The organism is Thioclava dalianensis (assembly GCF_000715505.1).
In the GTDB taxonomy this organism is placed as follows: domain Bacteria; phylum Pseudomonadota; class Alphaproteobacteria; order Rhodobacterales; family Rhodobacteraceae; genus Thioclava; species Thioclava dalianensis.
The window spans coordinates 65,690-92,286 of the sequence record NZ_JHEH01000015.1; the positions used below are offsets into that span (position 1 = coordinate 65,690).

The 26,597-nt window shown below is 63.0% G+C and carries 31 protein-coding genes and 1 tRNA gene; 11 read left to right on the forward strand and 21 right to left on the reverse strand.

Annotated elements, in window-relative coordinates; translation table 11 throughout:
* Positions 1–108 precede the first annotated feature (108 nt).
* Positions 109–1,338 (reverse strand): 5-aminolevulinate synthase, encoded by a 1,230-nt coding sequence (gene hemA, locus DL1_RS12650; RefSeq protein ID WP_038066808.1) that lies wholly within the window; start codon positions 1,336–1,338, stop codon positions 109–111.
* 221 nt (positions 1,339–1,559) lie between these two features.
* On the opposite strand from hemA, the gene DL1_RS12655 reads away from it, so the two are divergent.
* Positions 1,560–2,936 (forward strand): dipeptidase, encoded by a 1,377-nt coding sequence (locus DL1_RS12655; RefSeq protein ID WP_038066810.1) that lies wholly within the window; start codon positions 1,560–1,562, stop codon positions 2,934–2,936.
* A gap of 102 nt (positions 2,937–3,038) precedes the next feature.
* Here DL1_RS12655 and DL1_RS12660 read toward each other — a convergent pair whose 3' ends face one another.
* The 3 genes from DL1_RS12660 to DL1_RS12670 form a co-directional block, all read right to left on the reverse strand.
* Positions 3,039–3,680 (reverse strand): acyl-homoserine-lactone synthase, encoded by a 642-nt coding sequence (locus DL1_RS12660; RefSeq protein WP_038066812.1) that lies wholly within the window; start codon positions 3,678–3,680, stop codon positions 3,039–3,041.
* Positions 3,681–3,994: 314 nt separating this feature from the next.
* Positions 3,995–4,696, reverse strand: a complete 702-nt coding sequence (locus DL1_RS12665) for a helix-turn-helix transcriptional regulator (protein WP_038066814.1) — start codon at positions 4,694–4,696, stop codon at positions 3,995–3,997.
* 130 nt (positions 4,697–4,826) lie between these two features.
* Positions 4,827–5,429 carry an autoinducer binding domain-containing protein gene (locus DL1_RS12670; RefSeq protein WP_051693533.1) on the reverse strand — a complete coding sequence of 201 codons (603 nt, stop codon included), beginning with the start codon at positions 5,427–5,429 and terminating at the stop codon, positions 4,827–4,829.
* 143 nt (positions 5,430–5,572) lie between these two features.
* Here DL1_RS12670 and DL1_RS12675 point away from each other — a divergent pair, with 143 nt between their 5' ends.
* Positions 5,573–6,016, forward strand: coding sequence for an autoinducer binding domain-containing protein (locus DL1_RS12675; RefSeq protein ID WP_162178754.1), 444 nt, complete (start codon positions 5,573–5,575; stop codon positions 6,014–6,016).
* Here the strand turns inward: DL1_RS12675 and DL1_RS12680 are convergent.
* The 10 genes from DL1_RS12680 to DL1_RS12725 all read right to left on the reverse strand — a co-directional run bounded on the left by DL1_RS12680 (position 5,999) and on the right by DL1_RS12725 (position 15,125).
* Positions 5,999–6,505 (reverse strand): isoprenylcysteine carboxyl methyltransferase family protein, encoded by a 507-nt coding sequence (locus DL1_RS12680; RefSeq protein WP_038066823.1) that lies wholly within the window; start codon positions 6,503–6,505, stop codon positions 5,999–6,001. The two genes, DL1_RS12675 and DL1_RS12680, sit on opposite strands and share 18 nt — an antisense overlap.
* Positions 6,502–7,557, reverse strand: a complete 1,056-nt coding sequence (locus tag DL1_RS12685; RefSeq protein ID WP_038066824.1) for a type III polyketide synthase — start codon at positions 7,555–7,557, stop codon at positions 6,502–6,504. Before DL1_RS12685 ends, DL1_RS12680 begins: the two co-directional genes overlap by 4 nt.
* Before the next feature lie 114 nt (positions 7,558–7,671).
* A complete protein-coding gene (gene proB, locus DL1_RS12690; protein WP_143081733.1) occupies positions 7,672–8,775 on the reverse strand; it encodes a glutamate 5-kinase in 1,104 nt (367 codons plus the stop codon).
* A 2-nt stretch (positions 8,776–8,777) separates the two neighbouring features.
* Entirely contained in the window at positions 8,778–9,803 is a 1,026-nt protein-coding gene (gene obgE, locus DL1_RS12695; protein WP_038066830.1) for a GTPase ObgE, read from the reverse strand.
* A 156-nt stretch (positions 9,804–9,959) separates the two neighbouring features.
* Positions 9,960–10,496 carry a GNAT family N-acetyltransferase gene (locus DL1_RS12700; RefSeq protein ID WP_038066832.1) on the reverse strand — a complete coding sequence of 179 codons (537 nt, stop codon included), beginning with the start codon at positions 10,494–10,496 and terminating at the stop codon, positions 9,960–9,962.
* A 192-nt stretch (positions 10,497–10,688) separates the two neighbouring features.
* The gene (rpmA, locus tag DL1_RS12705; protein WP_038066835.1) at positions 10,689–10,958 is read right to left on the reverse strand and encodes a 50S ribosomal protein L27; all 270 of its coding nucleotides are present in this window, start codon (positions 10,956–10,958) and stop codon (positions 10,689–10,691) included.
* Positions 10,959–10,970: 12 nt separating this feature from the next.
* Positions 10,971–11,603: a 50S ribosomal protein L21 gene (locus tag DL1_RS12710; protein WP_038066838.1), complete on the reverse strand. Its 633-nt coding sequence runs from the start codon at positions 11,601–11,603 to the stop codon at positions 10,971–10,973.
* Positions 11,604–11,940: 337 nt separating this feature from the next.
* Entirely contained in the window at positions 11,941–13,776 is a 1,836-nt protein-coding gene (locus DL1_RS12715; RefSeq protein WP_038066840.1) for an ABC-F family ATP-binding cassette domain-containing protein, read from the reverse strand.
* Positions 13,777–13,868: 92 nt separating this feature from the next.
* Positions 13,869–14,600, reverse strand: a complete 732-nt coding sequence (locus DL1_RS12720; RefSeq protein ID WP_038066843.1) for a GNAT family N-acetyltransferase — start codon at positions 14,598–14,600, stop codon at positions 13,869–13,871.
* Between the two features lie 72 nt (positions 14,601–14,672).
* Entirely contained in the window at positions 14,673–15,125 is a 453-nt protein-coding gene (locus tag DL1_RS12725) for an outer membrane protein assembly factor BamE (protein ID WP_038066889.1), read from the reverse strand.
* A gap of 134 nt (positions 15,126–15,259) precedes the next feature.
* On the opposite strand from DL1_RS12725, the gene DL1_RS12730 reads away from it, so the two are divergent.
* The 8 genes from DL1_RS12730 to DL1_RS12765 all read left to right on the forward strand — a co-directional run bounded on the left by DL1_RS12730 (position 15,260) and on the right by DL1_RS12765 (position 20,947).
* Entirely contained in the window at positions 15,260–15,829 is a 570-nt protein-coding gene (locus tag DL1_RS12730; RefSeq protein WP_038066845.1) for a YceD family protein, read from the forward strand.
* Between the two features lie 219 nt (positions 15,830–16,048).
* Positions 16,049–16,255 carry a 50S ribosomal protein L32 gene (rpmF, locus tag DL1_RS12735; protein WP_038066848.1) on the forward strand — a complete coding sequence of 69 codons (207 nt, stop codon included), beginning with the start codon at positions 16,049–16,051 and terminating at the stop codon, positions 16,253–16,255.
* A gap of 102 nt (positions 16,256–16,357) precedes the next feature.
* Positions 16,358–17,455, forward strand: a complete 1,098-nt coding sequence (gene plsX / locus DL1_RS12740; protein WP_038066891.1) for a phosphate acyltransferase PlsX — start codon at positions 16,358–16,360, stop codon at positions 17,453–17,455.
* Positions 17,452–18,426: a beta-ketoacyl-ACP synthase III gene (locus tag DL1_RS12745; RefSeq protein ID WP_038066851.1), complete on the forward strand. Its 975-nt coding sequence runs from the start codon at positions 17,452–17,454 to the stop codon at positions 18,424–18,426. Before plsX ends, DL1_RS12745 begins: the two co-directional genes overlap by 4 nt.
* A 113-nt stretch (positions 18,427–18,539) precedes the next feature.
* Positions 18,540–18,839, forward strand: coding sequence for an integration host factor subunit alpha (gene ihfA, locus DL1_RS12750; protein ID WP_038066854.1), 300 nt, complete (start codon positions 18,540–18,542; stop codon positions 18,837–18,839).
* A 13-nt stretch (positions 18,840–18,852) separates the two neighbouring features.
* On the forward strand, positions 18,853–19,635 hold the full coding sequence (locus DL1_RS22085) for a MerR family transcriptional regulator (protein WP_074854974.1): 783 nt from the start codon (positions 18,853–18,855) through the stop codon (positions 19,633–19,635).
* 90 nt (positions 19,636–19,725) lie between these two features.
* Positions 19,726–19,803, forward strand: a tRNA-Pro gene (locus DL1_RS12760).
* 61 nt (positions 19,804–19,864) lie between these two features.
* Positions 19,865–20,947, forward strand: a complete 1,083-nt coding sequence (locus DL1_RS12765) for a 2'-deoxycytidine 5'-triphosphate deaminase (protein WP_038066857.1) — start codon at positions 19,865–19,867, stop codon at positions 20,945–20,947.
* A gap of 9 nt (positions 20,948–20,956) precedes the next feature.
* Here DL1_RS12765 and DL1_RS12770 read toward each other — a convergent pair whose 3' ends face one another.
* Together DL1_RS12770 and dksA are read right to left on the reverse strand one after the other, a co-directional pair.
* Complete coding sequence (locus DL1_RS12770; RefSeq protein WP_038066896.1) at positions 20,957–22,123, reverse strand: FAD-dependent monooxygenase; 1,167 nt, start codon at positions 22,121–22,123, stop codon at positions 20,957–20,959.
* A 107-nt stretch (positions 22,124–22,230) separates the two neighbouring features.
* Entirely contained in the window at positions 22,231–22,653 is a 423-nt protein-coding gene (gene dksA / locus DL1_RS12775; RefSeq protein ID WP_038066860.1) for an RNA polymerase-binding protein DksA, read from the reverse strand.
* A gap of 238 nt (positions 22,654–22,891) precedes the next feature.
* Here dksA and DL1_RS12780 point away from each other — a divergent pair, with 238 nt between their 5' ends.
* Complete coding sequence (locus DL1_RS12780; protein WP_038066863.1) at positions 22,892–23,746, forward strand: AAA family ATPase; 855 nt, start codon at positions 22,892–22,894, stop codon at positions 23,744–23,746.
* 59 nt (positions 23,747–23,805) lie between these two features.
* On the opposite strand, the gene DL1_RS22245 is transcribed toward DL1_RS12780, so the two are convergent.
* From DL1_RS22245 to DL1_RS12800, 5 genes are all read right to left on the reverse strand, one after another.
* A complete protein-coding gene (locus tag DL1_RS22245) occupies positions 23,806–23,937 on the reverse strand; it encodes a hypothetical protein (protein WP_281244640.1) in 132 nt (43 codons plus the stop codon).
* A gap of 238 nt (positions 23,938–24,175) precedes the next feature.
* Positions 24,176–24,355: a hypothetical protein gene (locus tag DL1_RS12785; RefSeq protein WP_248642591.1), complete on the reverse strand. Its 180-nt coding sequence runs from the start codon at positions 24,353–24,355 to the stop codon at positions 24,176–24,178.
* 50 nt (positions 24,356–24,405) lie between these two features.
* Positions 24,406–25,062 carry an SMC-Scp complex subunit ScpB gene (scpB, locus tag DL1_RS12790; protein WP_038066869.1) on the reverse strand — a complete coding sequence of 219 codons (657 nt, stop codon included), beginning with the start codon at positions 25,060–25,062 and terminating at the stop codon, positions 24,406–24,408.
* Positions 25,059–25,841: a segregation and condensation protein A gene (locus DL1_RS12795; protein ID WP_038066872.1), complete on the reverse strand. Its 783-nt coding sequence runs from the start codon at positions 25,839–25,841 to the stop codon at positions 25,059–25,061. Before DL1_RS12795 ends, scpB begins: the two co-directional genes overlap by 4 nt.
* Positions 25,834–26,597: glycoside hydrolase family 3 N-terminal domain-containing protein (locus tag DL1_RS12800; protein ID WP_038066875.1), on the reverse strand; the 764-nt coding region annotated here is incomplete at its 5' end. The genes DL1_RS12795 and DL1_RS12800, both read right to left, overlap by 8 nt.

A 26,597-nucleotide genomic window follows, 5' to 3' on the forward strand; every position in this document is an offset into this window, starting at 1 on the left:
CCTGCCCCTGCCTCAGTTTTTCTCGCCAGTGTCGATTCGCGGCTTATAGCCGGAACGATTAATATTTACTTATCACAGCCGAGAGAGCCGCGCACCTGCAGAAATGGGTCAAGCACTTGCTTCGGCGCGATTTAGCTCACATCTGGACCACAATTTGTCGACACCTTTCACTAGCTCATCGATCATCCCCAGATCATGCACCGGCGAGGGCGTGAAGCGCAGACGCTCTGTGCCGCGCGGCACGGTGGGGAAATTGATCGGCTGAACATAGACGCCAAACTCTTCGAGCAGCATGTCCGAGAGAAGCTTGGTGTGCTTGGCGTCACCGATGATCACCGGCACGATATGGCTGCCATGATCGATGATCGGCATGCCCATGCCCTTGAGGCGCATCTTGAGCACGCGCGCGTGCAGTTGCTGGGCATCGCGCAGCGCCTGCCCGTCCTCGGTCTTGAGATAGGCAATTGCAGCTGCGGCACCGGCGGCGACAGCGGGTGGGAGCGAGGTGGTGAAGATGAAGCCCGGCGCGTAGGAGCGCACGGCATCGACCATTTTCGCGCTCGTCGCGATATAGCCGCCAAACACGCCAAATGCCTTGCCGAGCGTGCCGTTGAAGATGTCGATCCGGTCCATCAGGCCCAGTTTCTCGGCGATGCCTGCCCCGCGCGGCCCGTACATGCCCACCGCATGCACCTCGTCGAGATAGGTAAGCGCGCCAAACTCATCCGCCAGATCGCAGATCTCCGCGATGGGCCCGAAATCCCCATCCATCGAATAGATCGACTCAAAGGCGATCAGCTTGGGGGCCGCCGGGTCATCCGCCGCCATCAGCTCGCGCAGATGCGCCACGTCGTTATGCCGAAAGATCCGCTTGGCCCCGCCATTGCGCCGAATACCCTCGATCATCGAGGCATGGTTGAGCGCATCCGAATAGATGATCAGGCCGGGGAACAGTTTCGGCAGCGTCGAGAGCGTCGCGTCATTGGCGATATAGGCCGAGGAGAAGACAAGCGCCGCCTCTTTGCCATGCAGATCGGCAATCTCGGCCTCGAGGCGCTTGTGATAAAGCGTCGTGCCCGAGATGTTGCGCGTCCCGCCAGAGCCCGCGCCGACGGCGTCGAGCGCTTCATGCATCGCGCTCAGGACCACCGGATGCTGGCCCATCCCGAGATAATCGTTGCCGCACCAGATGGTGATATCGCGGCGCGTCCCGTCGGCCTGCGTCCAGACCGCTTTCGGAAAGGCGCCCTTTTCGCGCTCGATGTCGATAAAGACGCGGTAACGCCCCTCGGCATGCAGGTTGCCGATCGCGTCATCGAGTGCGGTATCGTAATCCATCTCTTCGTATCCCTTGCTGGTCCGTTCGCTGGGTATCGTGCTATCAGCGGCGTTCAAGCCCGACATTGACCGATGTCAAAAAGCTTCGGGACCACTAGATGGGCCACGCGCCTTCTGGAATCAAATAAACGATCCGACACAAATTGTCACACCCTCCCGACGGCGGGTCTGGACAGTGCCGCGCGACGCCCTAGGCTTGGACAAAACAAAAGGAGGTCCAGATGGGACTGAACGAGGTGCTTTCCGAAATCGATAACGGTCTTGAGGACGCGATGACGCGGCTCTTCGATCTGCTCAAGATCCGCTCGATCTCGACCGATCCCGCCTATAAGGCAGAAACCCGCGACGCCGCCGAATGGATGGTCAAAGAGCTGCAATCGCTGGGCTTTGAAGCCGAGCTGCGTCCGACGCCTGGCCATCCGATGGTTGTGGCCCATCACCGCGGCGAGGGTCCGCGCTTGCTGTTTTACGGCCATTACGATGTTCAGCCGGTCGATCCGCTGGAGCTGTGGACGACCCCGCCCTTTGAGCCGCAGATCGAAGACACCCCGAAAGGCCGCGTGATCCGTGGACGCGGGGCGTCCGATGACAAGGGCCAGTTGATGACCTTCATCGAGGCCTGCCGCGCCTATAAGGCGGTCAATGGCACCCTGCCCGGCAATCTCACGATCTTCCTTGAGGGTGAGGAAGAGTCGGGCTCGCCCTCGCTCATCCCTTTCATGAAGGAAAATGCCGAGGAGCTGACCTGCGATCTCGCGCTGATCTGCGACACCTCGATGGTGGCGCCGGGCGTTCCCTCCATCGCGGGCAGCCTGCGCGGCATGCTCAAGGATGAGTTCACGCTGCACGGCCCGCGCATTGATCTGCATTCGGGGCATTACGGCGGCCCCGCGCTCAACCCGCTGCGCGAAATCTCGAAACTTGTGGCCAGCCTGCATGACGATCAGGGCCGGGTCGCGGTCGAGGGCTTTTACGAGGGCGTCCATGAAGTCCCGCAAGAGCAGATCGAGGCATGGAAGACCTGCGGCTTTGACGAGGAAGAGTATCTTTCTTCGGTCGGCATGAGCGAGCCGCATGGCGAGGCGGGCTATTCCGCGCTTGTGCAGCAATGGGCGCGCCCGACGCTGGAGATCAACGGGCTTTGGGGCGGCTATCAGGGCGCGGGCTCGAAAACCGTGATCCCCGCCGAGGCGCATTGCAAGATCACCTGCCGCCTTGTCGGCGATATGGACCCCGCCCATGTGCGCAAGGTTCTGCGCAAACATATCGAGGACCGTCTGCCCACCGATGCCCGCATCACTTGGGACAATGACCTTGATGGCGCACCGGCGGCTGTCATGAATACCGACCGCCCCGAGTTTGAGGCCGCGCGTCTGGCGCTGTCCGATGAGTGGGACCGCGAGGCGGTGATCACCGGCATGGGCGGCTCGATCCCGATCGCCTATTACTTCAAATCGATCCTCGGGATGGATGCGATGCTTATCGGCTTTGCCAATGATGACGACGCGATCCACTCGCCCAACGAGAAATACGATGTGAAGAGCTTCCACAAAGGCATTCGCTCCTGGGCGCGCATCCTTGATCGGATCGCCAAATAAAACGGGCCCCCGGTGGGAAATCCCACCGGGGTGCCTCATCCGTCCAGCCCACAAATGGGGCGTGCAATTTAATGCGGGCCGGCGGTCTTTGGCCCATTAAGATTAATGCACACTCAATTCGGGGACGGTTGCTTCGAAGACATCGTGGTGAATGCCCGAGAATTCCCGGATCTGCGCGATCCGCTGCTCGGAGCAATCCATCAATGCTGCAAGTGCGGTGACCTTGCCCATCGGATGGGGCGAGCCCAGATAGTCGTAAGGCGCGTTGCCCGAGCGCTTCATCACCCGGTTCATCACCGGATCAATCACCGCGACCGCATCGGTAATGCCTGCGGACATGCCATATTCGAACGCCCCGATCATCACTTCGCTGGTGATATAAGAGATCGAGTTGCGCGCCGTACCACGGGTGGCGAGGTTCATATCCACGCAAAAGCGGGTGGCTTCCCAGACCCGCGCGCTGCGGATCGGCGGCTCGCCATCCAGCAGGCAGCTGAACACGTCAGAGAGCATATGCGGGCCTGTGGTCTGCAGCAGGCGCATGCAGCCAACAACACGCCCAGCATCATCAGTGCTGATGACATGCGCCGGATCGAGGTCGTCAAAGACGTCGCGCTCCATCCCGTCGTCGACGTCGACTTCCCAGCCCAGTCTGTCGCAGAAAACGCGCGCCCGGAGACGGAACATCTCAAGCAGAAGATCGGAATGTTCGTGAGCATTAAGTGAATCTACGATGGTGATCATTGTCTTAGCCCCATTGGAATGCACTCTTTTTTATACGACCATTCGATTAACCTTGAAAATAAGGGAAAACCCTAGGTTGTGGTCGGCGCGCTCAATTTCGACGCCAAAAAAATTAGTATTTATCAAATTTTATCAGGCACTTAAAATGCCAAACGGCACATAGGGCCATAATCCGGACCCAAGGCAAGCCCCGGTCTGGCTATCTGCGCTAACAAACGCGCGGGTTGCACTCGTGAGGTCGCGCATCCACACCAGTGGACAGGCCTCAGGAAAGTGCGACCTGTTTATCAGATGTCACGCATGGCCCCGCCTGTCTAGCCGGGATGGATCAGCCCCATGCCAATCGCGCGCCCCACAGCCTGCACGGTGGTGAACGCGCCCAGCTTCTCGCGCGCCGATTTCAGATGCAGCTCAACCGTGCGGTGCGAGATGCCCAGAATGTCGCCGATCTCTTGCTGAAGCTTGCCGACAGCGGTCCATTGCAAGACCTCGCGCTCGCGATTGGAGAGTGCCGAATAGCCCATCGGCCCGATGATGCCGCTCGAGCGCATGATCGAGTCGTGCAGATGCACCGCCGCCGTTTGCAGATTGCCAATGATATGGCGCTTCAGCTTGTCCCATTCGGCCTGCGAGCAGGACCGCGTCACCGAAAACAACCCGCGATCTCCGAAAGGCCCGCGGATCGGCACGGTCAGCCCGCGCGGGGTGATCCCGAAATCCGCCGCCGTCTGGAACACCGAGTTGAATTTCTCATCGCGCTCAAAACGCTGCCAGTCGACGGGAGCGATGCTCAGGCTCGCCTTGTGCAGCGTCGGATCGACCCGATGCAGATTGCGCTTCATGTAGAATTGCTTCCACGGATCGGGGTAATTCGCATAGCCGACAACCGCCCCGGTCACAGGGTTTATCGAGGCGTAAGAGCCAAAATCGAGATCGAGCTGGTCGCACATCTGATCGATGTAGCTGACGTAATTCTCCGATTTCGACGGCAATGTACCGAGGTCAATGATATCCATACCAACATCCCGCCAAGGAAGGAGACAGCCCGGCCGCTCCCATGCCAAAGGCCGCATAAGGCGCGTGCGCGCGCCCTATCTGACAACCATTCTTGCCTATACGTCAAGCGCATTGCAAAATGCAAACAGCTTAAAGGAGCCCTCGGCTCGCGGCGACATGGGCGGCCTCGCGGAGCGTCTTCCCCCCCAGCCGGTCGGCAGCCCCCCGCAGGCGCCCCTTCACAGCCGTCACCGAGATCTGCAGCTCATACGCGATCTGCTTTTGCAAGATCCCGCGCGAATAAAGCCGCAGCGCTGCGATCTGCGGCTCGGTCAGTGCCTGGGGCACAAAACTGTGGATCTTGCGCAGGGTCGCGTCCAGCTCCGCCAGCTCAGCATCGGTAAACTCGCGATCATTGCGCGCAAAGACACCCAGGCTGCGCTTGGGCATCTTCGGCGTTCCCTGGACCGAGATGACGCCGCCATAGCTGTGGCCGAACCGGTGGTAATCGAGCAGCACTTTTGACAGGCCGAGGCTTTCAAAAGCACTCCATCGGACATGGCCTTCGCTTTTTTGGCACCAGAGCAGAAACGGGTCTGCAAGCGCATAGCCAGACAGGGTGTAATGGTCGATCCATTCGGCGGAGAACAAATTCAATTCCGCTTCAGGCGCGTAAAAGCCGAGCCGCAGCGCGATGTAACAACCGGCTGGGGCGAGCTCTGCAAAGCGGTCTTGAAAATCTGTCAGGTTCATAACCTTCGGCACTTCCATTCTGACTGATCGAGCCGTAGGGTCGTGTACAAAAGCTCGGCCCCTACTCTAATAGGCTTTCTTCGTATAAAATCAAAGGCAGACGTATGATCAACTTGCACACAATCGAGAAAGCTCTTCAACGCTTGATTGAACTTGCTGATTGGAAATTCGCGCTGGGGCTGCATATTCGCTTCGCCAATCCGACGCTGCTCTACCAGACTTATCCGCAAAAATGGATCGATTATTACAGCGAAAACGGCCTCGTCTTTGCCGATCCGACGGTGCATTGGGCGATCGCCAATACCGGAATCTGCGACTGGGCGGATCTCAAAAGCATGGATGATGGCAACGTGCTGGGTCAGGCAGCCGAGTTTGGGCTCCGTTACGGCAAGGTCGTCTCGATCGGCAAGGAAAGCCGCACGTTTGGCTTTTTCACCCATTCCAGCCGCCCGATCACCGACGAAGAGATCGAGACGGCACGGGCGATCCTTGAAGAGGCGCATGAGACCACGCTGGGCGTCACCAAGCTCTCCGAAGAAGAACTGGCACCGCTGCGCGAGCTCAACAAGTCACTGCCGCGCAGCTGAGCGCGGACGCAGCGCCCCGTCCTCCGCTTGGATGCGGATCGTGAGGACCACCGCGTTGAGCGCGCTGAAGACCAGCGCGACCCAGCCCAGCCCGAGCACGAGCGGCGCAACCGCTATTTCGGCGATGACCAGCACATAATTCGGGTGGCGCAGCCAGCGATAGGGGCCGCGCAGCACCAGCGGCTCATCAAGCACGATGATGCGCGTCGTCCAGCGCCGCCCCAGTGAGGCGAGGATCCAGATCCGCAGCCCCTGAAGCGCGGCAAAGACCACAAGCCACTCCCAGCGGATCTGCGCATCATGCCCCCACCACAGGAGCGCTGCGATCCATGCGCTATGCATCGCCACGATCAGCGGATAATGCCCGGGCGCCACCTCGCGCGCGCCACGTTCCAGAAGCGCGCGCGTATTGCGCTTGGCGATCACCAACTCAGAGAGCCGCTGCACGATCAGAAACGCCAGAAACAGCGCAGCCCCCGGCGCGATCATGCCGCCACCTCAAAGGGCAGGAAGGCTGCAGAGAAGCCCGGACCAAGCGCTGTCGCCATCATCTGACCAGTGCTGCCCTCGCGCAGCACCCGCTCCAGCACGAAGAGAACCGTGGGGGCGGACATATTGCCGGCCGCGCGCAAGACATCGCGCTCCGCCTGCAGGGCGCCCTGCTCGAGATGCAGCGCGGTCTCAATCGCGGTAATCACCTTGGCGCCGCCCGGATGGCACACGAAGCGGTCGATCTGGTCGGACGACAGATTTGCAGCCGTAAGTGCCTCGGTCGCCGCTTCCTCCAAGGTTTCGAGGACGAAATTCGGGATCGAGCGGTCGAAGACGACGCCAAGCCCGGTATCGTCGACCTCCCAGCCCATGATGTCGAGCGTATCGGGCCACGTCTTCTGCGTGCCCTGCCCCAGCCGAACCATGCGCGATGCCTCGGGCGCGCGCCCCTGCAGACAGGCCGCCGCCGCCCCGTCGCCAAACAGCACGGTTGCGATGATATCAGCCTTTTGGGCGCGATCCGAGCGGAAGGCAGGCGTGCAGGCCTCCACCACCACCAAAAGCACTTTGTCATCGGGCCGCGCCGCGCTCATCGATTGCGCGATCGACAGGCCCGATACACCGCCAGCACAGCCCAGACCGAAGACCGGCATGCGGCGGATATCGGGGCGAAATCCCATCTCGCCCATTGCGCGCGCCTCAAGGCTGGGCGTGGCGATGCCGGTAGAGGAGACGGTGACGATGCAATCGACCTCATGGGCCTCCCATTGCGCAGTGCCAAGCGCCCGGCGCGCGGCCTCGACAAACAGCGCCTGCGCGCCCTCAAGATAAGCGGCATTGCGGTCATGCCAGCCGTGCGCACCTTCGAACCATGCGGGTGGCACCACGCTATAGCGCATATCAATCCCTGCGCTGTCGAAACTCGCAGAGAGCCTTTTGAAGGCAGGGTATTTCGGGCCAAGAATCTCGGCTGCGATCTGACGCACAAGCGTTTGCGGCAATTCATGGGGCGGAAGGGCTGTCGCCAGGCCGTGCAGGTAGACGGGCAAATCGGGTCTCCAGTCGGTCAGACGCGCCGGCCCACCCGAATGACCCGAGTGTCCAACCAGACGCACCGGAGGCTCAACACTAGGCGACCGCGCCCGGTTCCCACGGTCCGGGCGCTAGCCGATCACCATATCGTCACGATGGATCAAAGCCGCGCGGCCCGGATAGCCCAGCAGCGCCTCGATCTCGCCCGAGCGATGCCCGGCGATCTCGCGCGCCTCCTCGGCCGTGTAGCGCACCAGACCCTTGCCGAGCGTCGCCCCACCCGGCCCTGCAATGCTGACGGGATCACCGCGCCCGAACCGGCCCACGACCTTGCGCACCCCGGCGGGCAGAAGCGATTTGCCCGAATGCAAAGCGGTCACAGCGCCCGCATCGACGATCAGCTCACCACGCGGCTTCATCGCCCCGATCCAACGCTTGCGCGCGGCCTGCGGATCGCCCTCGGGCAAGAACCAAGTGCTGCGTGCGCCCGATTGCAGCGCGCTCAGCGGACGGTGCACCGAACCCTCAGTGATGGCCAACGCACAGCCCGCCGCCACAACGGTCTTGGCCGCCATCAGCTTGGTCTTCATCCCGCCCTTCGAGAGGCTCGAGACCGGACCGCCCGCCATCGCCTCGATCTCATGGGTGATATGTTCAATCATCGGGAAATGCTGCGCGCTCGGATCGGTCTTAGGATTGGCGGAATAGAGCCCGTCGACATCGGACAGAAGCACAAGCTGATCGGCCCCGATGGTCACGGCGATCTGCGCAGCCAACCGGTCATTGTCGCCAAACCGGATCTCATCGGTCGCGACTGTGTCGTTTTCGTTGACAATCGGCACCGTGCCAAGCGCCATCAAAGTCGCCAGCGTCGCGCGCGAATTGAGATAGCGGCGGCGATCGGCCGTGTCCTCCAGCGTGACCAGCACCTGCGCGGTGGTCACCCCATGCGGGCGCAAAGCCTCTTCATAGGCGCGCGCCAGACGAATCTGACCCACGGCAGCGGCGGCCTGCGATTGCTCCAGCGGCAGCGCGGCCTCCGGCAGGCCTAACACCCGACGCCCCAGCGCAATCGAGCCCGACGAGACCAGCACAACGCCGATGCCCCGCGCACGCAGAGCCGCGACATCCTCGGCCAGCCCGCGCAACCAACCCTCGCGCAGCCCTTCCGCATCGACCAGCAAAGCCGATCCGATCTTCACGACAAGGCATTTCGCCTTGCTCGGATCGGGCAGGCTCAGGGGCGCCACGGCGTGTCATCCTCGGTGCTGGGACGCGCCGCCGCGATCTGCGCCCAAAGCGCGCGTAGCACCAACGAGACACCCTCATTCGAGACGCCCGACATCTCGAACACCCGGGTGCCGGTTTCCGCCTGCAAGGCGGCCAGTCGCTCGGCCCGGGTCTCGGGATCGAGCGCATCGACCTTGTTGAGCACGGTCACGCGCGGGCGCTCGGCCAGCTCCGGCGAATAGGCGGCCAACTCGTCCGAGATGACCCGCCAATCCTCGGCCACCGTCTCGGAGGTGCCATCGACCAGATGCAGCAGCACAGAGCAGCGCTCGACATGGCCCAAGAACTGATCGCCCAAGCCCCTGCCCTCAGAGGCCCCCTCGATCAGCCCCGGAATATCGGCGATGACGAATTCGCGCCCGTCGATCCCCACGACGCCAAGATTGGGCACAAGCGTGGTAAAAGGATAATCCGCGATCTTCGGCTTGGCATTGGAAACCGCCGCCAGAAAAGTCGATTTGCCCGCATTGGGCAGGCCCAGAAGACCTGCATCCGCAATCAGCTTGAGGCGCAACCAGATCGTGCGCTCGACGCCTTCCTGACCGGGATTGGCGCGCTGCGGGGCACGGTTGGTCGAGGATTTGAAATGCAGGTTGCCCCAGCCGCCATTGCCGCCCTTGGCCAGAAGCACGCGCTGACCAACCTCGGTGAGATCGGCGATCAGCGTTTCCTCATCCTCATCAAGGATCTCGGTGCCCACCGGCACTTTGAGCGTGATGCTCTCGCCATCATGCCCGGTGCGCTGCGCGCCCATGCCGTGCTGGCCGGTCTTGGCGAAGAAGTGCTGCTGGTAGCGGAAATCGATCAGCGTGTTGAGCCCGTCGACCGCCTCGACCCAGACAGATCCCCCCTTGCCGCCATCGCCGCCATCCGGGCCGCCGAATTCGATATATTTCTCGCGCCGGAACGAGACACAGCCCGCACCGCCGCCGCCCGAACGGATATAGACCTTGGCGAGATCGAGAAACTTCATCACTTTGCCCCTTGGCTTTGGCTAAGGCGCGGGGATACGCCGAGCCGCGCGCGGTTTCAAGCCTTGCGTGAGGGGGCTCTGCCCCCAACGGACAAAACCGCTGGTTTTGCCCGTCTCCCCCGGGATATTTCGATCAAGAGGAAGTGCAGAGGCGCGCTACATTTTGCGCAGATAGGTCCAGGTAGGAACATGGCGGCCCCGAGCGAGCGACCAGCTTTCCGCATCCCCCAGATAGTCGAAGCCCGCATGGGTCAGCACGCGAGCCGAAGCCGCGTCATCCTGAAAAACTTCCGCCAGAAGCGTGCGCGACTTATGCGGATTGGCCTCAACCAAGGCGGTCACGGCCTCCGAGGCGATGCCGGTGTTCCAAAACCCCGGCCCCACCCAATAGCCCACTTCAGATTGCTCGCCCTCGAGATGGGTCAGAGAGACCACGCCCAAAAGCTCCGCCAGACCATGGCTCGACCCGTCAATCGCCCAGACATCCTCGACGCGGTCGTCTTTCTGCGCACGGCTGACGAAATTCTCCGCAGTGCCCGGCGGCAGCGGGTGCGGGATCGCGCGGGTGCCTTCGGCCACGCGCCTGTCACCGCTGTAAAACGCAATAAGCCCGGCATCCGAGCGCCGCAGAGGCCGCAGCACGAAACGATCCGTTTCAATCACGGGCTGGCTGGAAATCATATTTTGGTACATCGGCGCTCCTCCTCGAAACGCAGGGGCTTTGGGCCTCCTCTCCCGCAGCTCCCTAAACCTTAAATAGGGCGTTTGAATGACAATTTCACCCACCAGCCGCGTTTCATCGCAACAAATGTCGGGGTCGTGCCTGAAACGAGAAAGGGGACCGGCCTTTCAGCCGATCCCCTATTCGTTGCCGGGACAGTCGGCTTATTCAGCGGCCTCTTGCGTGGGAAGCACCGAAATGAAGGTGCGGCCCTTGAGGCCCTTGCGGAAGTTCACCTTGCCTTCGCAGGTCGCGAAGATCGTGTGATCCTTACCCATACCGACGCCCTCGCCCGGCCACCACTTGGTGCCGCGCTGACGTGCGATGATGTTGCCCGGAATCGCTTCCTGACCGCCGTAGAGCTTGACGCCGAGGCGGCGACCCGCTGAGTCGCGACCGTTACGGGAGGAACCGCCTGCTTTTTTGTGTGCCATGAGGTCTTCTCCTTATTTCGCGAGGTCTTTGGCCTGCGCGACCCAGTCTTCCTTGACCTTGACGGCCTCGAAAGTTTCGGGATCGAGCGCAGCGAGCTGAGCGAAGGTCGAGATACCGGCCTCGTTCAGTTTCTTCTCGGCCGCAGGGCCCAGACCGTTGATCACCTTGAGATCATCAGCCTCGGCAACAGCAGCCTCGGCCTTCGGTGCAGCTTTGGCCGCAGCCTTGGGAGCCGCTTTCTTGGCAGCCGGAGCCGTACCTTCGGTGCCATGTGCTGCGCGCCGCGCGATCGCGGTGCCGACAGCTTCCTTGACGCCCGACTTGTCCGCGCCCGAGGCGAGAACATCGGTCACCCGCAGCAGCGTGAGCTGCTGGCGGTGGCCACGGGTACGCTGCGAGGAGTGCTTCCGGCGGCGCTTGTGGTAGGTGATGACCTTGTCGGCCTTGATGTTGTCGATGACTTCCGCCTGAACAGCCGCACCTTCCACGAAGGGCGTGCCAAGCTGAGGTGCGTCGCCGCCGACCATCAGAATCTCGTTGAACTGGACTTTATCGCCAGCTTCGGCTGCAAGCAGTTCCACGCGCAGCGTATCGCCCGCCTGAACCTTATATTGCTTGCCACCAGTCTTGAGGACCGCAAACATGGGTCTTTCCTTTTCATTCATCCGCGCCCTGTGGCACCCGCATGCGGGGTTTCGTGGGCACCTCTCGCCCGCCGTCGAACTGCGCGTCCCACTTGGGGACGAATTGCAAAAACGAGGCCCGGCGGAAAGAAACCTTCCCGCCGGGTCGTGCCCATATCGAGGATCAGGCCCTGTGTGTCAAGCGTAAATCACGATATCGCGCCGCCCCGCGCGCCCAAATCTGCACGCCCCACAGCACAGTTTCAGCCGCCGTGGCACAGCTGCCCATTCACCTGGCGCAAAATACCTCCGCCGGAGGCATCCGCCGCCCGCCAAAGGGCCGCACGCTCAGCCCGCCTTAAGCGCGCTCTTCCAGCGAAAGCCACTCTTCTTCAGCGGCGGCAAGTGCCGCCTGACGCTCGACCAGCGCCTCAGTGGCCTTGTTGAATTTCACCGGCTGGGTGTGAAAGAGATCGGGCTGGGCCAAGAACTCTTCGAGCTTTGCGATCTCGGCCTCGTAGCGCTCGATCACGCCCGGCAGGGCCTCAAGGCGGTGGCGCTCGGTAAAGCTCAGACCGGATTTCGCGGGCGCAACGGGTGCCGGTTTCGCGCCCGCCTTCGCGGTGGATTTCGCCGCCGTCGCCTCAGAGGCCGCTTTCACCTGCGGCTCGGGCGCAGGCTCGGCCATCGCCTTTTGCGCCTGATAATCGCTCCAGCCACCGGCATAGACGGTCGCGCGCCCATTGCCCTCCATCGCGATCGTGGTCGAGGCCACGCGGTCGATGAAATCCCGGTCGTGGCTCACCAGCAGAACGGTGCCGTCATACTCGCCCAGCAGATCTTGCAGCAGATCGAGCGTCTCGACATCGAGATCGTTGGTCGGCTCATCGAGGATCAGCAGGTTCGAGGGCCGCGCCATGATCCGCGCCAGCAGCAGCCGCGCCCGCTCGCCGCCAGACAGCGCGCGGATCGGGCTGCGGGCTTGTTGTTCGTCAAACAGGAAATCCTTCAGATAGGCCACGACATGTTTGGGCGTGCCGCGCACCATCACCTGATCGGAATTGCCCTTCACGGCCATCCCCGGATCGTTGACGAGCCCGTTCCACAGGGTCTGCTCGGGATCGAGCGTGGCGCGGGCCTGATCGAACACCGCGACATCGAGATTGGTGCCCAGCTTGACGGATCCTGCATCCGGCGCGATCTCGCCGGTAAGCATCTTCAAAAGCGTCGTTTTGCCCACGCCGTTGGGCCCGACAAAGGCCACCCGGTCGCCACGCAGCACGCGCAGATCAAAATCCTGGACGATCTGCTTATCGCCAAACCCTTTGCTGAGCCCCGTGGCCTCGATCACCCGCTTACCCGAGGATTGCCCCGAATCCAGCTCCAGCGCGGCCACGCCTTGCCGCTTGATCTGGCTTGCCCGCTCGGCGCGCAGCGCTTGCAGCGCGCGCACCCGGCCCTGATTGCGTTTGCGCCGCGCCGAGATCCCCTCGACGGCCCATTTCGCCTCGGCCTTGATCTTGCGGTTGAGCTTGTGGCGGGCCTCGTCTTCCTCGGCCCACACGGTCTCGCGCCACTCCTCGAACGTCTCAAACCCCTGCTCGTTGCGCTTTACCTGCCCGCGATCCACCCAGAGCGTAGCGCGGGTGAGCGCGCGCAGGAAGGCGCGGTCGTGGCTGATCAGCACGAACGCCCGGCGGGTCTCGCGCAATTGCTGCTCGAGCCAGCCAATCGCCTCGATATCAAGATGGTTCGTGGGCTCGTCGAGCAACATCAGCTCGGGCGCCTCGGCCAGCAGCTTGGCCAGCGCCGCGCGCCTGCGCTCCCCGCCCGAGGCGGTCGCAACCGGCGTCTCGGGGCGGAATTTCAGCCCCTCTGCGGCCATCTCGACCTTATATTCCTCGGCCGGATCCAGACCGGAGGCGGCAAACTCGCCCAGCGTCTCGAAGCCCGACAGATCGGGTTCCTGTTCCATATAGCCCACGGATGTGCCCGGCGGCACGGTGCGCGCGCCCTGATCGGCCTCGATCAGACCGGCCATCACTTTCATCAAGGTGGACTTGCCAGAGCCATTGCGCCCGACCAGCGCGACGCGGTCGCCTTGCTGAATATTGAGCGTGAGCCCGTCGAAAACGGGATTGCCGCCGAAGGTCAGCGAGATATCGGACAGCTGGAGAAGGGGTGCACGTGCCATGACCGCGCAGCTAATGAGGGGCGCGGGAAAGGTCAATGGGGCGCGGTGATCGGGCGGTGTAAATCACGCGAAGGACGGCGCGCGGACCCGTCTCAGCCCGCAAGCGCGCGCAGCGCCTTGAGCCGCGCAGGCGGAATCCGCGTGGGGTCCAGCGCGGTGAAGACGTGACAGGTGTCGAGATCGCGGTCGATCACCGCATGATCCGAGGTCCACCCCCCCATCCCAAGATAAGAGCGCAAGAGCGGCGGCAGGGAAGCGGGTTGCGCGTCGGGCATCGGGGCGGCCTCAGCCGCCGCCTGCACAAGCGTGACGGTTTCGGGTGCGCGCGGGCGCGGGCGCAACCCGTCAGGTCCGAGCGCATGGGCCGCGAGATGGGCGAAGGCCCCCGCATGGTCGCGCCACTGTGCGCCGTGAAATGAGCTTGCGCCGAACAGCAGCCGCACCCCGTGCCGCTCGGCCAACCGCGTGATCGCCGCCCAACCCAGCCGCAGCACATCGGGATCGCGCAGCCCGGGGCGCGTGCAGAACCGCCCCAATTCAAGATGCGGCCCGGCGCGGCCCATCAGCGGGGCAAGATCATAGCTTTGCGCGCAATAGCATTGGGACAGCGCCCGGTCATCGTCGAGCAGGTTCAGCCGGAACCCCGCGAGAAGCGTGCCATCCGTCTCTTCGACCAAAACATGGCGGGCCTGCGAATCAAATGCATCCAGATCGCTGCGCCCGGCGCGGAAACTTTGCGCGCGCAGACGCAAAACGGCATCGAGATCGGCGGCGCCCTGCGCCTGCCGAACCCGGTAGTTTCCTTTGGAAATGGACAGATCCATCTCCGCCCCCGCACAGCACCCATATCTTCAGGAGGAAATCCTAGACCAAGGCGCTGCGCGTGCAAAGCGAAGTTAGTTGTCGCTGAGCACCTGTCCCGGTGTGATGCGTCCGATCGAGCCCATCAGCTGGCGGATCACGCCAATGCCCTTGACGTTGCTTTGCGTGACACGGCGCGACAGCGGCACGACCTCGCCGCGATTGAGCCCGAACCGCTCCACATTGCTCACAACGCCAGCCTTGTTGAACGAAATCGCGACAACCTCGCGCTGGATCTCTTTGGGCGCATGCCATGTCACCGTCTTCCAACGCGACCCGACATAGTACCAGCCCGAGCCCTCCAAGAGCCCGGTCGAGCTGGGACGACCGATATCGGCGGCCACATCGTCGCGCGTGCTCTTGCCGACCTCGATCTTGGCGAGGTTTTCTTCGAGCGGCACATAGCCATGATTGCGATAAATCGGCGAACACGCACCCAGAACGAGTGTCGCACCTACCGCCGCACAAACCAGCATTTTCCGCATCATCGAACCGATCCCCACCTGCACCCCCTCTTGCCTCTGAGCCTTCGGGCTTTTATCGACGCTTACAACATGACTGCGCCGCTCTCAAGCGCTCAACCGCCCTGCCCGCGCGCGCAGTCCGAAAAGAAAGGTGCGACATGACGTCTTCAGAGCCGCAAGCCCCCGAGGCCGTTTGGTCCAAGCCGATGCGGCTGGCCGATTTGCCCGCCCGAAAGCCCACACGCTTTGATCTTGAGGCCGATGCGCCCACCCGCGCGGCGATTGCGGCATGGGCCGAGATCGTCGGGCTGGACGGGCTCCGCTTCAAGGGACAGCTTCGTCCCGCAGGGCGCAATGACTGGATTCTTGAGGCCAAACTGGACGCGACCGTCGTTCAGGAATGCGTGATCTCGCTGGCACCGGTTACCACAGAGATCTCGGAATCGGTCACCCGGCGCTATCTCGCGCATATGGAAATGCCGACCGAAGAAGAGGTCGAGATGCCCGAGGATGACACCGCAGAGCCCCTGCCCTCGGTGGTCGATCTCGCAGCCGTGGCCCTTGAGGCGCTGGAACTGGCGCTGCCGCTTTATCCGCGTGCACCCGATGCCGAGCTGGGCGAGACCCGCGTGACCGAGCCCGGTATCGACCCGCTCGACGAAGAGCAGATGAAGCCCTTTGCCAACCTGCGCACGCTGCTTGACGGCGACAAGGGGAAGGACAAATAAGGGTGAAATAGCACGGTTTTGGCCGTCGCTGTCACAGTCCGGGAAAACGCCTCAGAAAGGGGCTTGCACGCCAACAGAATCCGAGTATGTTCCCGGCCTCGTTCGAAGTTACGTTTCGCATCCAAAACGCGACCGCGCGTCGATGACGAAACCGCTGAATTATCAAGGCTTTTTGCCGCTCACACGGGCCTATCCGCCCCATTATACCGAGGTTGAGACATGGCTGTCCCTCAGAACCGAGTCACGCGCTCCCGCCGCAACATGCGCCGTGCGCATGACTCTCTCGTCGCTGCAAACCCGGCAGAATGCCCGAGCTGCGGCGAACTCAAGCGCCCGCATCACGTCTGCGCGTCCTGCGGCCATTACGATGATCGCGAGATCGTTGCGATGACCGAAGAGGTCGATCTCGACGACGACGCGGCGTAAGATCGTTTGACCCGCGCCGCACATGTCATGCCAAACGCGCAAGACCAGCAGCAGCCGGGCGCCAGCGACAAGGCCGCTCAGACGCAGGCCAGCCTGAATGGCATGGCGCCGGCATCCGCCGGCGCTGTTGTCATTTCCGTCGACGCGATGGGCGGCGATCTTGGTCCCGAAGCCACGATTGCCGGCGTTGCGAAGGCGGCGCGCACAGCCCCCGAGTTGCAATTCATCGTTCACGGGCCCCAAGAGGTGCTCGCCCCGTTGATCGCCCAGCACAATCTGGGGGACAAAGTGGAGCTGCATCATGCCGAAGGCGTGGTGACGATGGAGGACAAACCCGCGCAGGTCATGCGCTCGGGCAAGAATACCTCTATGTGGTCGGCCATTGAGTCGGTGCGCGAAGGAGCCGCCGACGTCGCCGTGTCTTGCGGCAATACCGGGGCGCTGATGGCGGTCTCGATGATCCGCCTGCGCAAGATCCCCGGTGTGAACCGCCCTGCCATCGCCTCCTTCTGGCCCTCGCGCAATGCGGCGGGCTGGAATGTGATGCTCGATATGGGCGCCGACGTGAAGGCCGATGCCTCTGACTTGCTGACCTATGCGCTGATGGGCTCGTCCTATGCGCGCAACGCGCTGGGGATCACCCGGCCCCGGGTCGGGCTTTTGAATGTCGGCACCGAAGAGCACAAAGGCCGCGCCGAGCTGAAAGAGGCCTATGGGCTGATCGAGCAGACGCAGGACGCGGGCGCGTTTGATTTCGCAGGCTTCGTCGAGGGCAGCCATCTGGCCGCCGACCGGGCCGATGTGATCGTGACCGACGGGTTTACGGGCAATGTGGCGCTCAAGACAGGCGAAGGCACGGCCAAGCTGGTGTCAGAGCTGCTGCGCGAGGCGCTGACCTCGACGCTGCTGGCCAAGCTGGGCGCCTTGCTGGCGATGGGCGCACTCAAGCGCCTGCAAGCCAAGGTCGATCCACGCCGGGCAAATGGCGGCGTCTTCCTCGGGCTCAATGGCACGGTGGTGAAATCGCATGGCTCGGCCGACGCGACAAGCTTCGCCGCCGCGATAGCCCTGGCCGCGCGCTTGTCGAAATCGGGCTTTGCGGCACGGCTTGCCGCCCGGGTTGCCTCTGCCCTCCCCGAGATGCACGATGGCCCGACAAACGGCGCAGAAGCGTCCGAGAAAAGCGAGAGCAGCCAATGACGATCAGAGCCGTTGTGCGGGGCGTGGGACATTACCTGCCCGAGCGCGTGGTCGAAAATGCCGAATTCGAGAAGACCCTCGATACGACGGATGAATGGATTCGCACCCGCACGGGCATCGAGCGACGTCATTTCGCAGCCGAGGGCGAAACCACCTCGCATCTCGCGATCAAAGCCGCCGAGGCCGCGCTGGCCGATGCGGGCATGCAGGCCAGCGATATCGACGCGATTGTCGTGGCCACCTCGACGCCCGATCACACCTTCCCGTCTGTCGCCACGATGGTGCAGGCCGGGCTCGGCTCGACCACCGGTTTTGCTTATGACGTGCAGGCGGTCTGCGCAGGCTTCATCTTTGCACTGACCAATGCCAACGGGCTGATCTTGTCGGGACAGGCCGAGCGCGTGCTTGTGATCGGCGCGGAGACCTTCTCGCGGATCATGGACTGGACCGACCGGGGCACCTGCGTGCTCTTCGGCGATGGCGCAGGCGCGCTGATCCTTGAGGCCGAGGACGGCACCGGCACCAATGCCGATCGCGGCATCCTGTCGTCCGATCTGCATTCCGACGGGCGCTATCGCGAATTGCTCTATGTCGATGGTGGTGTGTCGACCACAGGCGGCGCGGGCGTGCTGAAGATGCAAGGCAATCAGGTCTTCAAGCATGCGGTGACGAAGCTCGCGCAAACTGCTGAAAAGGCTCTGGAAAAAGCAGGCATGAGCGCCTCGGATGTGGACTGGATCGTGCCCCATCAAGCCAATTTGCGGATCATCAAGGCGACCTCTGAAAAGCTCGGTCTGACCCTTGATAACGTGGTGGTGACGGTGGCCGATCACGGCAACACCTCTGCCGCCTCGATCCCGCTTGCGATGTCCGTGGGCAAGGCGCGCGGCCAGATCAAACAAGGTCAGGTCATCGTTGCAGAGGCCATCGGCGGCGGTCTCGCTTGGGGCTCGGTCGTTCTGCGCTGGTAGGCGCAGACGGCAATCTCCCGCGCATCAAAAGCACTCCACAAGCCCTTGATATTGACTCGGGATTTGCTCTCGGTCACTGTAACTCGAAATTGCTGGTCCCCAGGGGGGTTGTTATGTCGAAAACGCTGACACGCATGGATCTGAGCGAAGCGGTGTTCCGCGAAGTCGGTCTGTCGCGCAATGAATCCGCCCAACTGGTCGAGACGGTGCTCCAGCACATGTCCGACGCGCTTGTTGAGGGCGAAACGGTCAAGATCAGCTCCTTCGGGACATTCTCGGTGCGCGACAAGGCCCCGCGCATGGGGCGCAATCCCAAAACCGGTGAGGAAGTGCCGATCAGCCCGCGCCGCGTGCTCTCGTTCCGCCCCTCTCACCTGATGAAGGACCGCGTGGCTTCGGGCAACGCGAAATAACGGATCGGGCCGCATGGGCAAATCCGCCGACGCATTCAAGACCATCTCGGAAGTCTCTGAACTGCTTGCCACGCCCACGCATGTTTTGCGGTTCTGGGAAAGCAAGTTCACGCAGGTCAAACCCGTCAAGCGGGCCGGCGGTCGGCGCTATTACCGACCCAATGACGTGGCCCTTCTGGGCGGGATTCGCCAGCTTCTTCATGATGACGGGATGACGATCCGGGGCGTGCAGAAATTACTGCGCGAAAACGGCGTGCGTCATGTCAGCGATCTGTTCGACCCCGAGAGCGACGCGGTGAGCGCGCCCACAGATCCGGCCCCGAAGACCGAAGTGCCGCAGTTCGAAGATCAGCAGGTTGAGGACCAGCACGAGGACGAGGCGACCGCGCCCGCAGCCTCTGTCACGCCCTTTCCGCAGCGCCCGCAAGCCCCGCCCGCCGAGCCCGCGCCACCGCCCGAGCCGCAGGCCTCTCTGCGCGATCAAGGTGGCGAAGAGGCCCCGATGGCGCTTGATGTCGAGCCTGAGCCTGAGGCCGAACCCGAGCAGCAGGTCTACAGCCTGCAGATCAAAACCGCACGCGAGCGGTCGCGCGAGCAAAGCGATGCGCTCAGGCTTTCGCGCGTGGGCTTACGCACGCGACTCGCCTCAATCGATCTGGCGCGGCTCTCGGAGATTGAGCGTGCAGGCCTTCGCGAACTGGCGCAACAGGCCACCGTGCTGCGCGCAAAGCTCCTCCAGCCTGCCCATGCAGGCGCGGATACGCAGGCCGCATCCTCCCTCGATCACACCGATTGAACGCGCGAAAGCAGGCATTTTCGATGACCGAGAAATTTCTTCGTAATTCGACTTGCACAGCCCGCCCGGTTCGATCTATATGCCCCTCGTCGGGCTGTGGCGCAGCCTGGTTAGCGCGTCCGTCTGGGGGACGGAAGGTCGTGAGTTCGAATCTCGCCAGCCCGACCATTTTGACTAACGCCCATCCCTTCGCGGGGGTGGGCGTTCGTGTATCGCGGGGAGAGATGTGATGACGATTGGCGTGCTGTCCGACAGCCTGTTGCGCGCAATGATCGAGCGCGGCGAGATCGCCGCCGATCCCGCAATCACCCCTGCCCAGATCCAACCTGCCAGCATCGACCTGCGCCTTGGCCGCATCGCCTACCGTGTGCGCGCCTCCTTCCTTGCAGGCAAAGGCAAGCGCGTAAGCGAGCGGCTGCGCGAGTTCGAAATGCACCGCATGGTGCTCAACGAAGATGGCGCGGTGCTCGAAAAGGGCTGCGTCTATCTCGTGCCGCTGATGGAAAGCCTGGCCCTTCCCGACGGCATCACCGCGGTGGCCAATGCCAAAAGCTCCACCGGGCGGCTCGACCTGCTCACCCGCCTGATCACCGATGAAGGTGTGGAATTCGACCGAATCCCCGAAGGCTATCACGGCCCGCTTTATGCCGAGATTTGCCCGCGCTCGTTTTCCGTGCTGGTGCGCCCCGGCATGCGGCTCAACCAGATCCGCTTTCGCGCCGGCCAAGCCACGCTCACCGATGCCGAGCTGAAGATCCTGCACCAGCAAGAGCCTCTTGTGGATGGCCCGGCGGTGATCGATCACGGCCTTGGCTTCTCGGTCGATCTGCGCCCCTCTGAGGGCGATCTGGTGGGCTACCGCGCCAAGCCCCATACTGGGGTGATCGATCTCGACCGGATCGGCTATTACCCCGTGGGAGAGTTCTGGGAAGAGGTCCGCACCCGCGATGGCCGCATCATCCTCGATCCCGGCGCGTTCTACATTCTCGTCTCGCGCGAGGCGGTGACGATCCCGCCCGATCATGCAGCCGAGATGGCACCCTATTTGGCGATGGTGGGCGAATTCCGCGTGCATTACGCGGGCTTCTTCGATCCGGGCTTTGGCCATGGCGCCTCGGGCGGCAGCGGCTCGCGCGGGGTGCTGGAGGTGCGCTGCCACGAAGCCCCCTTTGCGCTCGAACACGGACAGGTCGTGGGCCGCCTTGTCTATGAGCGCATGGCGCAAGAGCCCGGCCAGCTTTACGGCAAGGACATCGCGTCGAACTATCAGGGCCAAGGCCTCAAGCTCGCCAAGCATTTCCAAAGCGTCTGAGCGCGGCGCTCAGCCCGCCGTCACGTCATGCCCGTAGATCCAGTCGAACCGCCCCACCAGACGCTCGGGCGCAAACCGCGAGGCCGTGCGCAGCGCCAGATGGGCGGCGGCGCGCTGTGCGCCCTTGAGATGGTAGTTGCGCGCATTGCGGCTTGAGGCGGTGACGATCTTGTCGCAGCGCGTGCGCCGGGCCTCTTGATAGGCGGCAAAGGCGCTCTCGTCACTGTCATGGCGCGCCAAAGCCTCGGAGAGCACCCAGGCATCCTCCAGGGCCATCACCGCGCCCTGCGCCAGAAACGGCAAGGTCGGATGAGCCGCATCGCCCAGGATCGCCGAATTCACCCCGTGCCAGTGATCGGCCACCGGATGCCGGAACAGCCCCCAAAGATTGACCTGCTCGATCTGCTCCAGCCAGCCGCGCACCTGCGGGCAGAATTCCTCGAAGGCCACGCGCAGGTTCATCGGATCGTCTTCAAGCGACCAGCTTTCCTCGACCCAGGAATGACGCTCCTCGACGGCCACGATATTGCGCAGCCCGCGGCCCAGGGGGTAGCTCACCAGATGCTTGCCCGCCCCCATGAAGACCTGCGCACAGAGCGGCTCATCAGGCGCGCAGGGCACAAGCGCACGCCATGCCACCTGATGGGTAAAGAATGGCGCGACCCGCCCGTTGAGTGCCTCACGCAGCTTCGAATGCAACCCATCCGCACCGATCAGCAGATCCGCTTGCAGATCCGCGCCCTCGGCCATCTCCAGCCGTGCGCCCGTCCCGCTCAGATCAACCCGCTCGACGCGGCGGCCAAGCGTCACCTCGACACCCGCATCGCGCGCGCCTTGCGCGAGCAGATCGATCAGCCGCGCGCGATGGACAAAATGGTAATCCTGATCGGGCCGCAGCCGCGCCATATCAAGGCGCGCGACTTGCTGGCCGGTCTCGCCATCCACGAGCTGCACAGCCTCGGCACGCGGCCCGGCCTGCTCAAGCGCCTCGCCCAGCCCCAGCGCGCGCAGGACCCGCGCCCCGTTGGGCGAGACCTGCAGACCTGCACCGACTTCCCGGATCGCATCAGCCTGCTCGATCACCTCGACCTGCGCGCCCCGCAACGCCAATGCGCGGGCCGCGGCGAGCCCTCCGATCCCGGCCCCGAGAACCGTTACCTTGCGTTCTATCAGCACGTTGCACCCCTGTTCGACCCGTTGAAACGAAAACACCGGCACCTATACGGCACCGGTGAGAGCTTGTCCTTGCGCGAGATCACATGCGCGCCGTCACCGGCCAGAGATCAGTCGTCGCGATGCACGCGCTCGCGGCGCTCGTGCTTTTCCTGCGCCTCGAGCGTCATCGTGGCGATCGGGCGGGCATCCAGCCGCTTGAGAGAAATCGGCTCGCCGGTCTTCTCGCAATAACCGTATTCGCCATTGTCGATGCGGCGCAGCGCGGAATCGATCTTGCTGACCAGCTTGCGCTGACGGTCCCGCGTGCGCAGTTCAAGCGCGCGATCCGTCTCTTCCGAGGCACGGTCGGCGATATCGGGTACATTGCGCGCGGATTCCGCCAATCCCTCAAGCGTCTCCGCAGATTGTTCCAGCAGCTCGGCCTTCCAGGTCAATAATTTCCGGCGGAAATACTCAAGCTGGCGATCATTCATAAAGGGTTCGTCATCGGCCGGACGATAGTCATCCGGCAGGAAGGTTTCTGCTTTCATCCCTGCCCTCGCTTCGGTGCCGGACGTGTCACTGTGATTAGTATTCGCCATCGAGCACACTCCTCGCGCGACCCAATACCCCAAGAAACTGTGGTTGTCACGCGCCCATTCGCCCCAATTGGGCTATTTGTTCTCTCAATCCTACACGATGGTTGCGGCAAGAATTGGGCACGGATAGCGTGCGAGACGACCCGCGCGCGTCGCACGCATCTCCCACAAGACAAAGGACCGCAACCCCGTGCAGTTCCAATCCACCCAGACCTACATCGCCCCGCCCGATCTGAGCGTGGCCGTCAACGCAGCCGTCACGCTGGAACGCCCGCTTCTGGTCAAGGGAGAGCCCGGCACCGGCAAAACCGAACTCGCCCGACAGGTGGCGCAGAGCCTCGGGATGGAGATGATCGAGTGGAACATCAAATCCACCACCCGCGCCCAGCAGGGGCTTTATGAATATGATGCCGTCTCGCGGCTGCGCGACAGCCAGCTTGGCCCCGGCCTTGGCGGCGAGCGGGTCGAGGATGTCTCCAACTACATCCGGCGCGGCAAACTGTGGCAGGCTTTTGAGGCAGAGCGCCGCGTCGTGCTTTTGATCGACGAGATCGACAAGGCTGATATCGAGTTTCCCAACGACCTGCTGCAAGAGCTCGACCGCATGGAGTTCCATGTCTACGAGACCGGCGAGACGATCCGCGCGCGCCACCGCCCAGTCGTGATCATCACTTCGAATAATGAAAAAGAGCTGCCCGACGCGTTCCTGCGGCGGTGCTTTTTCCACTATATCCGCTTTCCGGACCCCGAGGTCATGCGCCAGATCGTGGCGGTGCATTTTCCCGATCTCAAGCCGCGCCTGCTCAGCGAGGCGCTGAGCCAGTTCTATGAGATCCGCGAGACGCCGGGGCTGAAGAAAAAGCCCTCGACCTCGGAGGTGCTCGACTGGCTCAAGCTGCTGCTGGCCGAGGATCTGGCACCCGAAGACCTCAAGCGCGAGGGCGCAAATCTACTGCCCAAGCTGCATGGGGCGCTGTTGAAGAACGAACAAGACGTGCATCTTTTCGAACGTCTGGCCTTCATGGCGCGCAGACAGGGGCGCTGAGCCCCCTCGATTATGCCTCGATTATGCGGGCGAGCGGAACACGCTCACCCGCGAAAGGCCTATTTGCCCTTCTTCTCGCCAAGAGAGAGCGGCTTTACCACGCCGGAATTGGCGGTCGCGAGAACCTTCGGCTTTTCCTGCTTAGGTTTCTTCACTTCCTTATTTCCGCGCTTGTTGTTGCCTTTTCCCATCACGACCTCACAGGTTGAACTACCGCACCGGCGGCATGCCGGGCAGATCGACCCTCAGCAAGATCAAGGTTGCCTGCATATGCGGCAGGGCGATGATGTCGATGAGTGCGCATGTCCCCTCTCGGGGGCCACTGCGCCGCTTATAGGTAGGTCTTCACACCCAGACTCGCAAGCGGCGCGGGCACCAATCTATGATGGGTCGCGCGCAATCGCAAAGGCTCGGCGGAAGGCTCGGCGCCTACATCCGCCGGGTCAGCCGGGCCGATTTTCGGGCGCGTTTGGCGGCAAGTTTCATCTCTTGCTGCTGTTGGCGCTCCTGCGCCGTCATCTCTTGCGGGGCCTTGTCCTTCCGGCCCCGGTTCGAGGCCATGCCGATGCCCTTACTGATTCCCCAATTCATGCCACGACGCAGAAGCATGCGCAGAATCATATTCAAAATCTGGTTGAGGTTCATGGGATAAGCCCCTTTCAGTCCTCGAAAAGTTCGGATTGACCCACCTGCGGGCCATCTTCGTCATCCTCATCCGAGGATGCACCCGGAAGCGGGCGGCTGTCCAGTAGCCCCGCCGCGCGCAACTCCTTAAGCCCCGGCAGATCGCGTGCGCTCTCAAGGCTGAAATGGTCCAGAAACCCTTGCGTCACCACAAAGGTCACGGGGCGGCCCGGCGTCATACGTCGGCGGCCAAAGCGGATCCACTCCATTTCCAGCAACTGATCGATCGTGCCGCGCGACACAGCAACCCCCCGGATTTCCTCGATTTCCGCGCGAGTGACCGGCTGGTGATAGGCGATGATCGCGAGCGTCTCGATGGCGGCGCGGCTCAGCTTGCGTTCCTCCACCGTCTCTTTTTGCATCAGGAAAGACAGATCGGGCGCCGTGCGCATCGCCCAGGCATCGCCGACTTTCACCACCTGCACGCCGCGCCCCGCATAGCGCTTGCGCAGATGAACCAGCGCCTCCGCCGGATCGCATCCATGCGGCATGCGCTCCTCCATCTCGCGGATACGCACGGGCTCTGCCGAGGCAAAGAGGATCGCCTCGACCATCCGTTCCTGCTCTGCGACAGGCGGAGCCGCAAACAGAGATTGATCTTTTTCTTCAGTCGGTTCCGGCGCGTCGTTCATGTTATTTTTCGGATTGATATGGGTTGGAACGTGTCGGATTGGCGCAGCTCGATCTGGCCCTGCTTGGCCATCTCCAGACTGGCGGCAAAGGTGGCGGCTGTGGCCGAGCGGCGGCGCTTGGGATCGGCGGTCCAGCCATCGGGCAAGAACGTGGTCAGCTCGGACCATTCGCCCGCGAAGCCGATCAGCCCGCGCAGTCGGTCCAGCGCCTCCTCCATCGTGAAAACATTCGTGCGATCAAAGGCATAGGGGCGGAACTCATCGCGCGTGCGGATCCGCGAATAGGCCTGCATCAGATCCATCAAGGACGCGGTATAGGTCACCTTGCGCAGCCGCGCGACCTCTTCGCTCACGCCGCGCGCAAACACATCGCGCCCCAGCCGATGCCGCGCCATAAGCTGGGCCGAGCATTCGCGCATCGCCTGCAGGCGCTCAAGCTGGAAGGCCAGATGCTCGGCCATCTCTTCGGCCGAGGGCCCTTCGGCGGCCGGATCGGGCGGCAAGAGCAGGCGCGATTTGAGGAAAGCCAGCCAAGCTGCCATCACAAGATAATCGGCGGCCAGCTCGATGCGCAGCGCCTTAGCGTGATCCACGAAGGCCAGATACTGCTCGGCCAGTTGCAGCACCGAGATCTTGCGCAGATCCACCTTTTGCGTGCGCGAGAGGTTCAGCAGCAGATCGAGCGGGCCCTCAAAGCCATCCACATCGACGATCAGAGCCTCGGCCTGAAGCCGCTCTGCCACATCGCTCGCCTGAAAGAGGTTGTCGCTCTCAGCCATTCCCACCGCCGCTTATCAATGCTTCAAACTCAGCATCGAAAGCCGCCATGTCAACTCTATCGGGCAGGATCCGCCGATCAAGCGCCGCCTCCGCCCGGTTTTGCGCAGCCCCCTCCAGCGGCGGCACGGCAAGCGCTACCTCTTCCATCGCGGCCATCTCGCCATTGCAATGCAGTACCAGATCGCAGCCCGCCGCCATCGTGGCCCGCGCCCGTGCGCCTGGCCCGCCCGAGAGCGCCTCCATCCCGATATCATCGCTCATCAGCAAGCCATCAAAGCCGATCTCATCGCGGATCAGCCCGATCATGCGCGGGCTTTGGGTGGCTGGCAGGTGATCGAGCGCGGTGTAGCGGATATGCGCGGTCATCGCCATCGGCAGGTCGGCCAGCGCCTTGAAGGGGACGAAATCGCTCTCGCGCAGCGCCTCGAGAGAGGCATCGACCGAAGGCAGATCCTTGTGGCTGTCGGCCACCGCACGGCCATGGCCCGGAATGTGCTTAAGCACCGGAAGCACGCCGCCCGCCATCAGCCCTTCTGCAGTGGCGCGCGCCAGTTCAATGACCCGCGCGGGGTCGGACCCGAGGCAGCGGTTGCGCAGGAACGGATGGGTGCTGGCCGCGGCCAGATCGCAGGTCGGTGCGCAATTCACATCGATGCCAAGCGCGCGCAGCTCGGCGGCCATGATCCGCGAGCGCAGCCAGAAGCTTCGCGCTGCCGTCTCGCCCGTGATCGCCGCCTGATCCAGCGGCGGCCCCC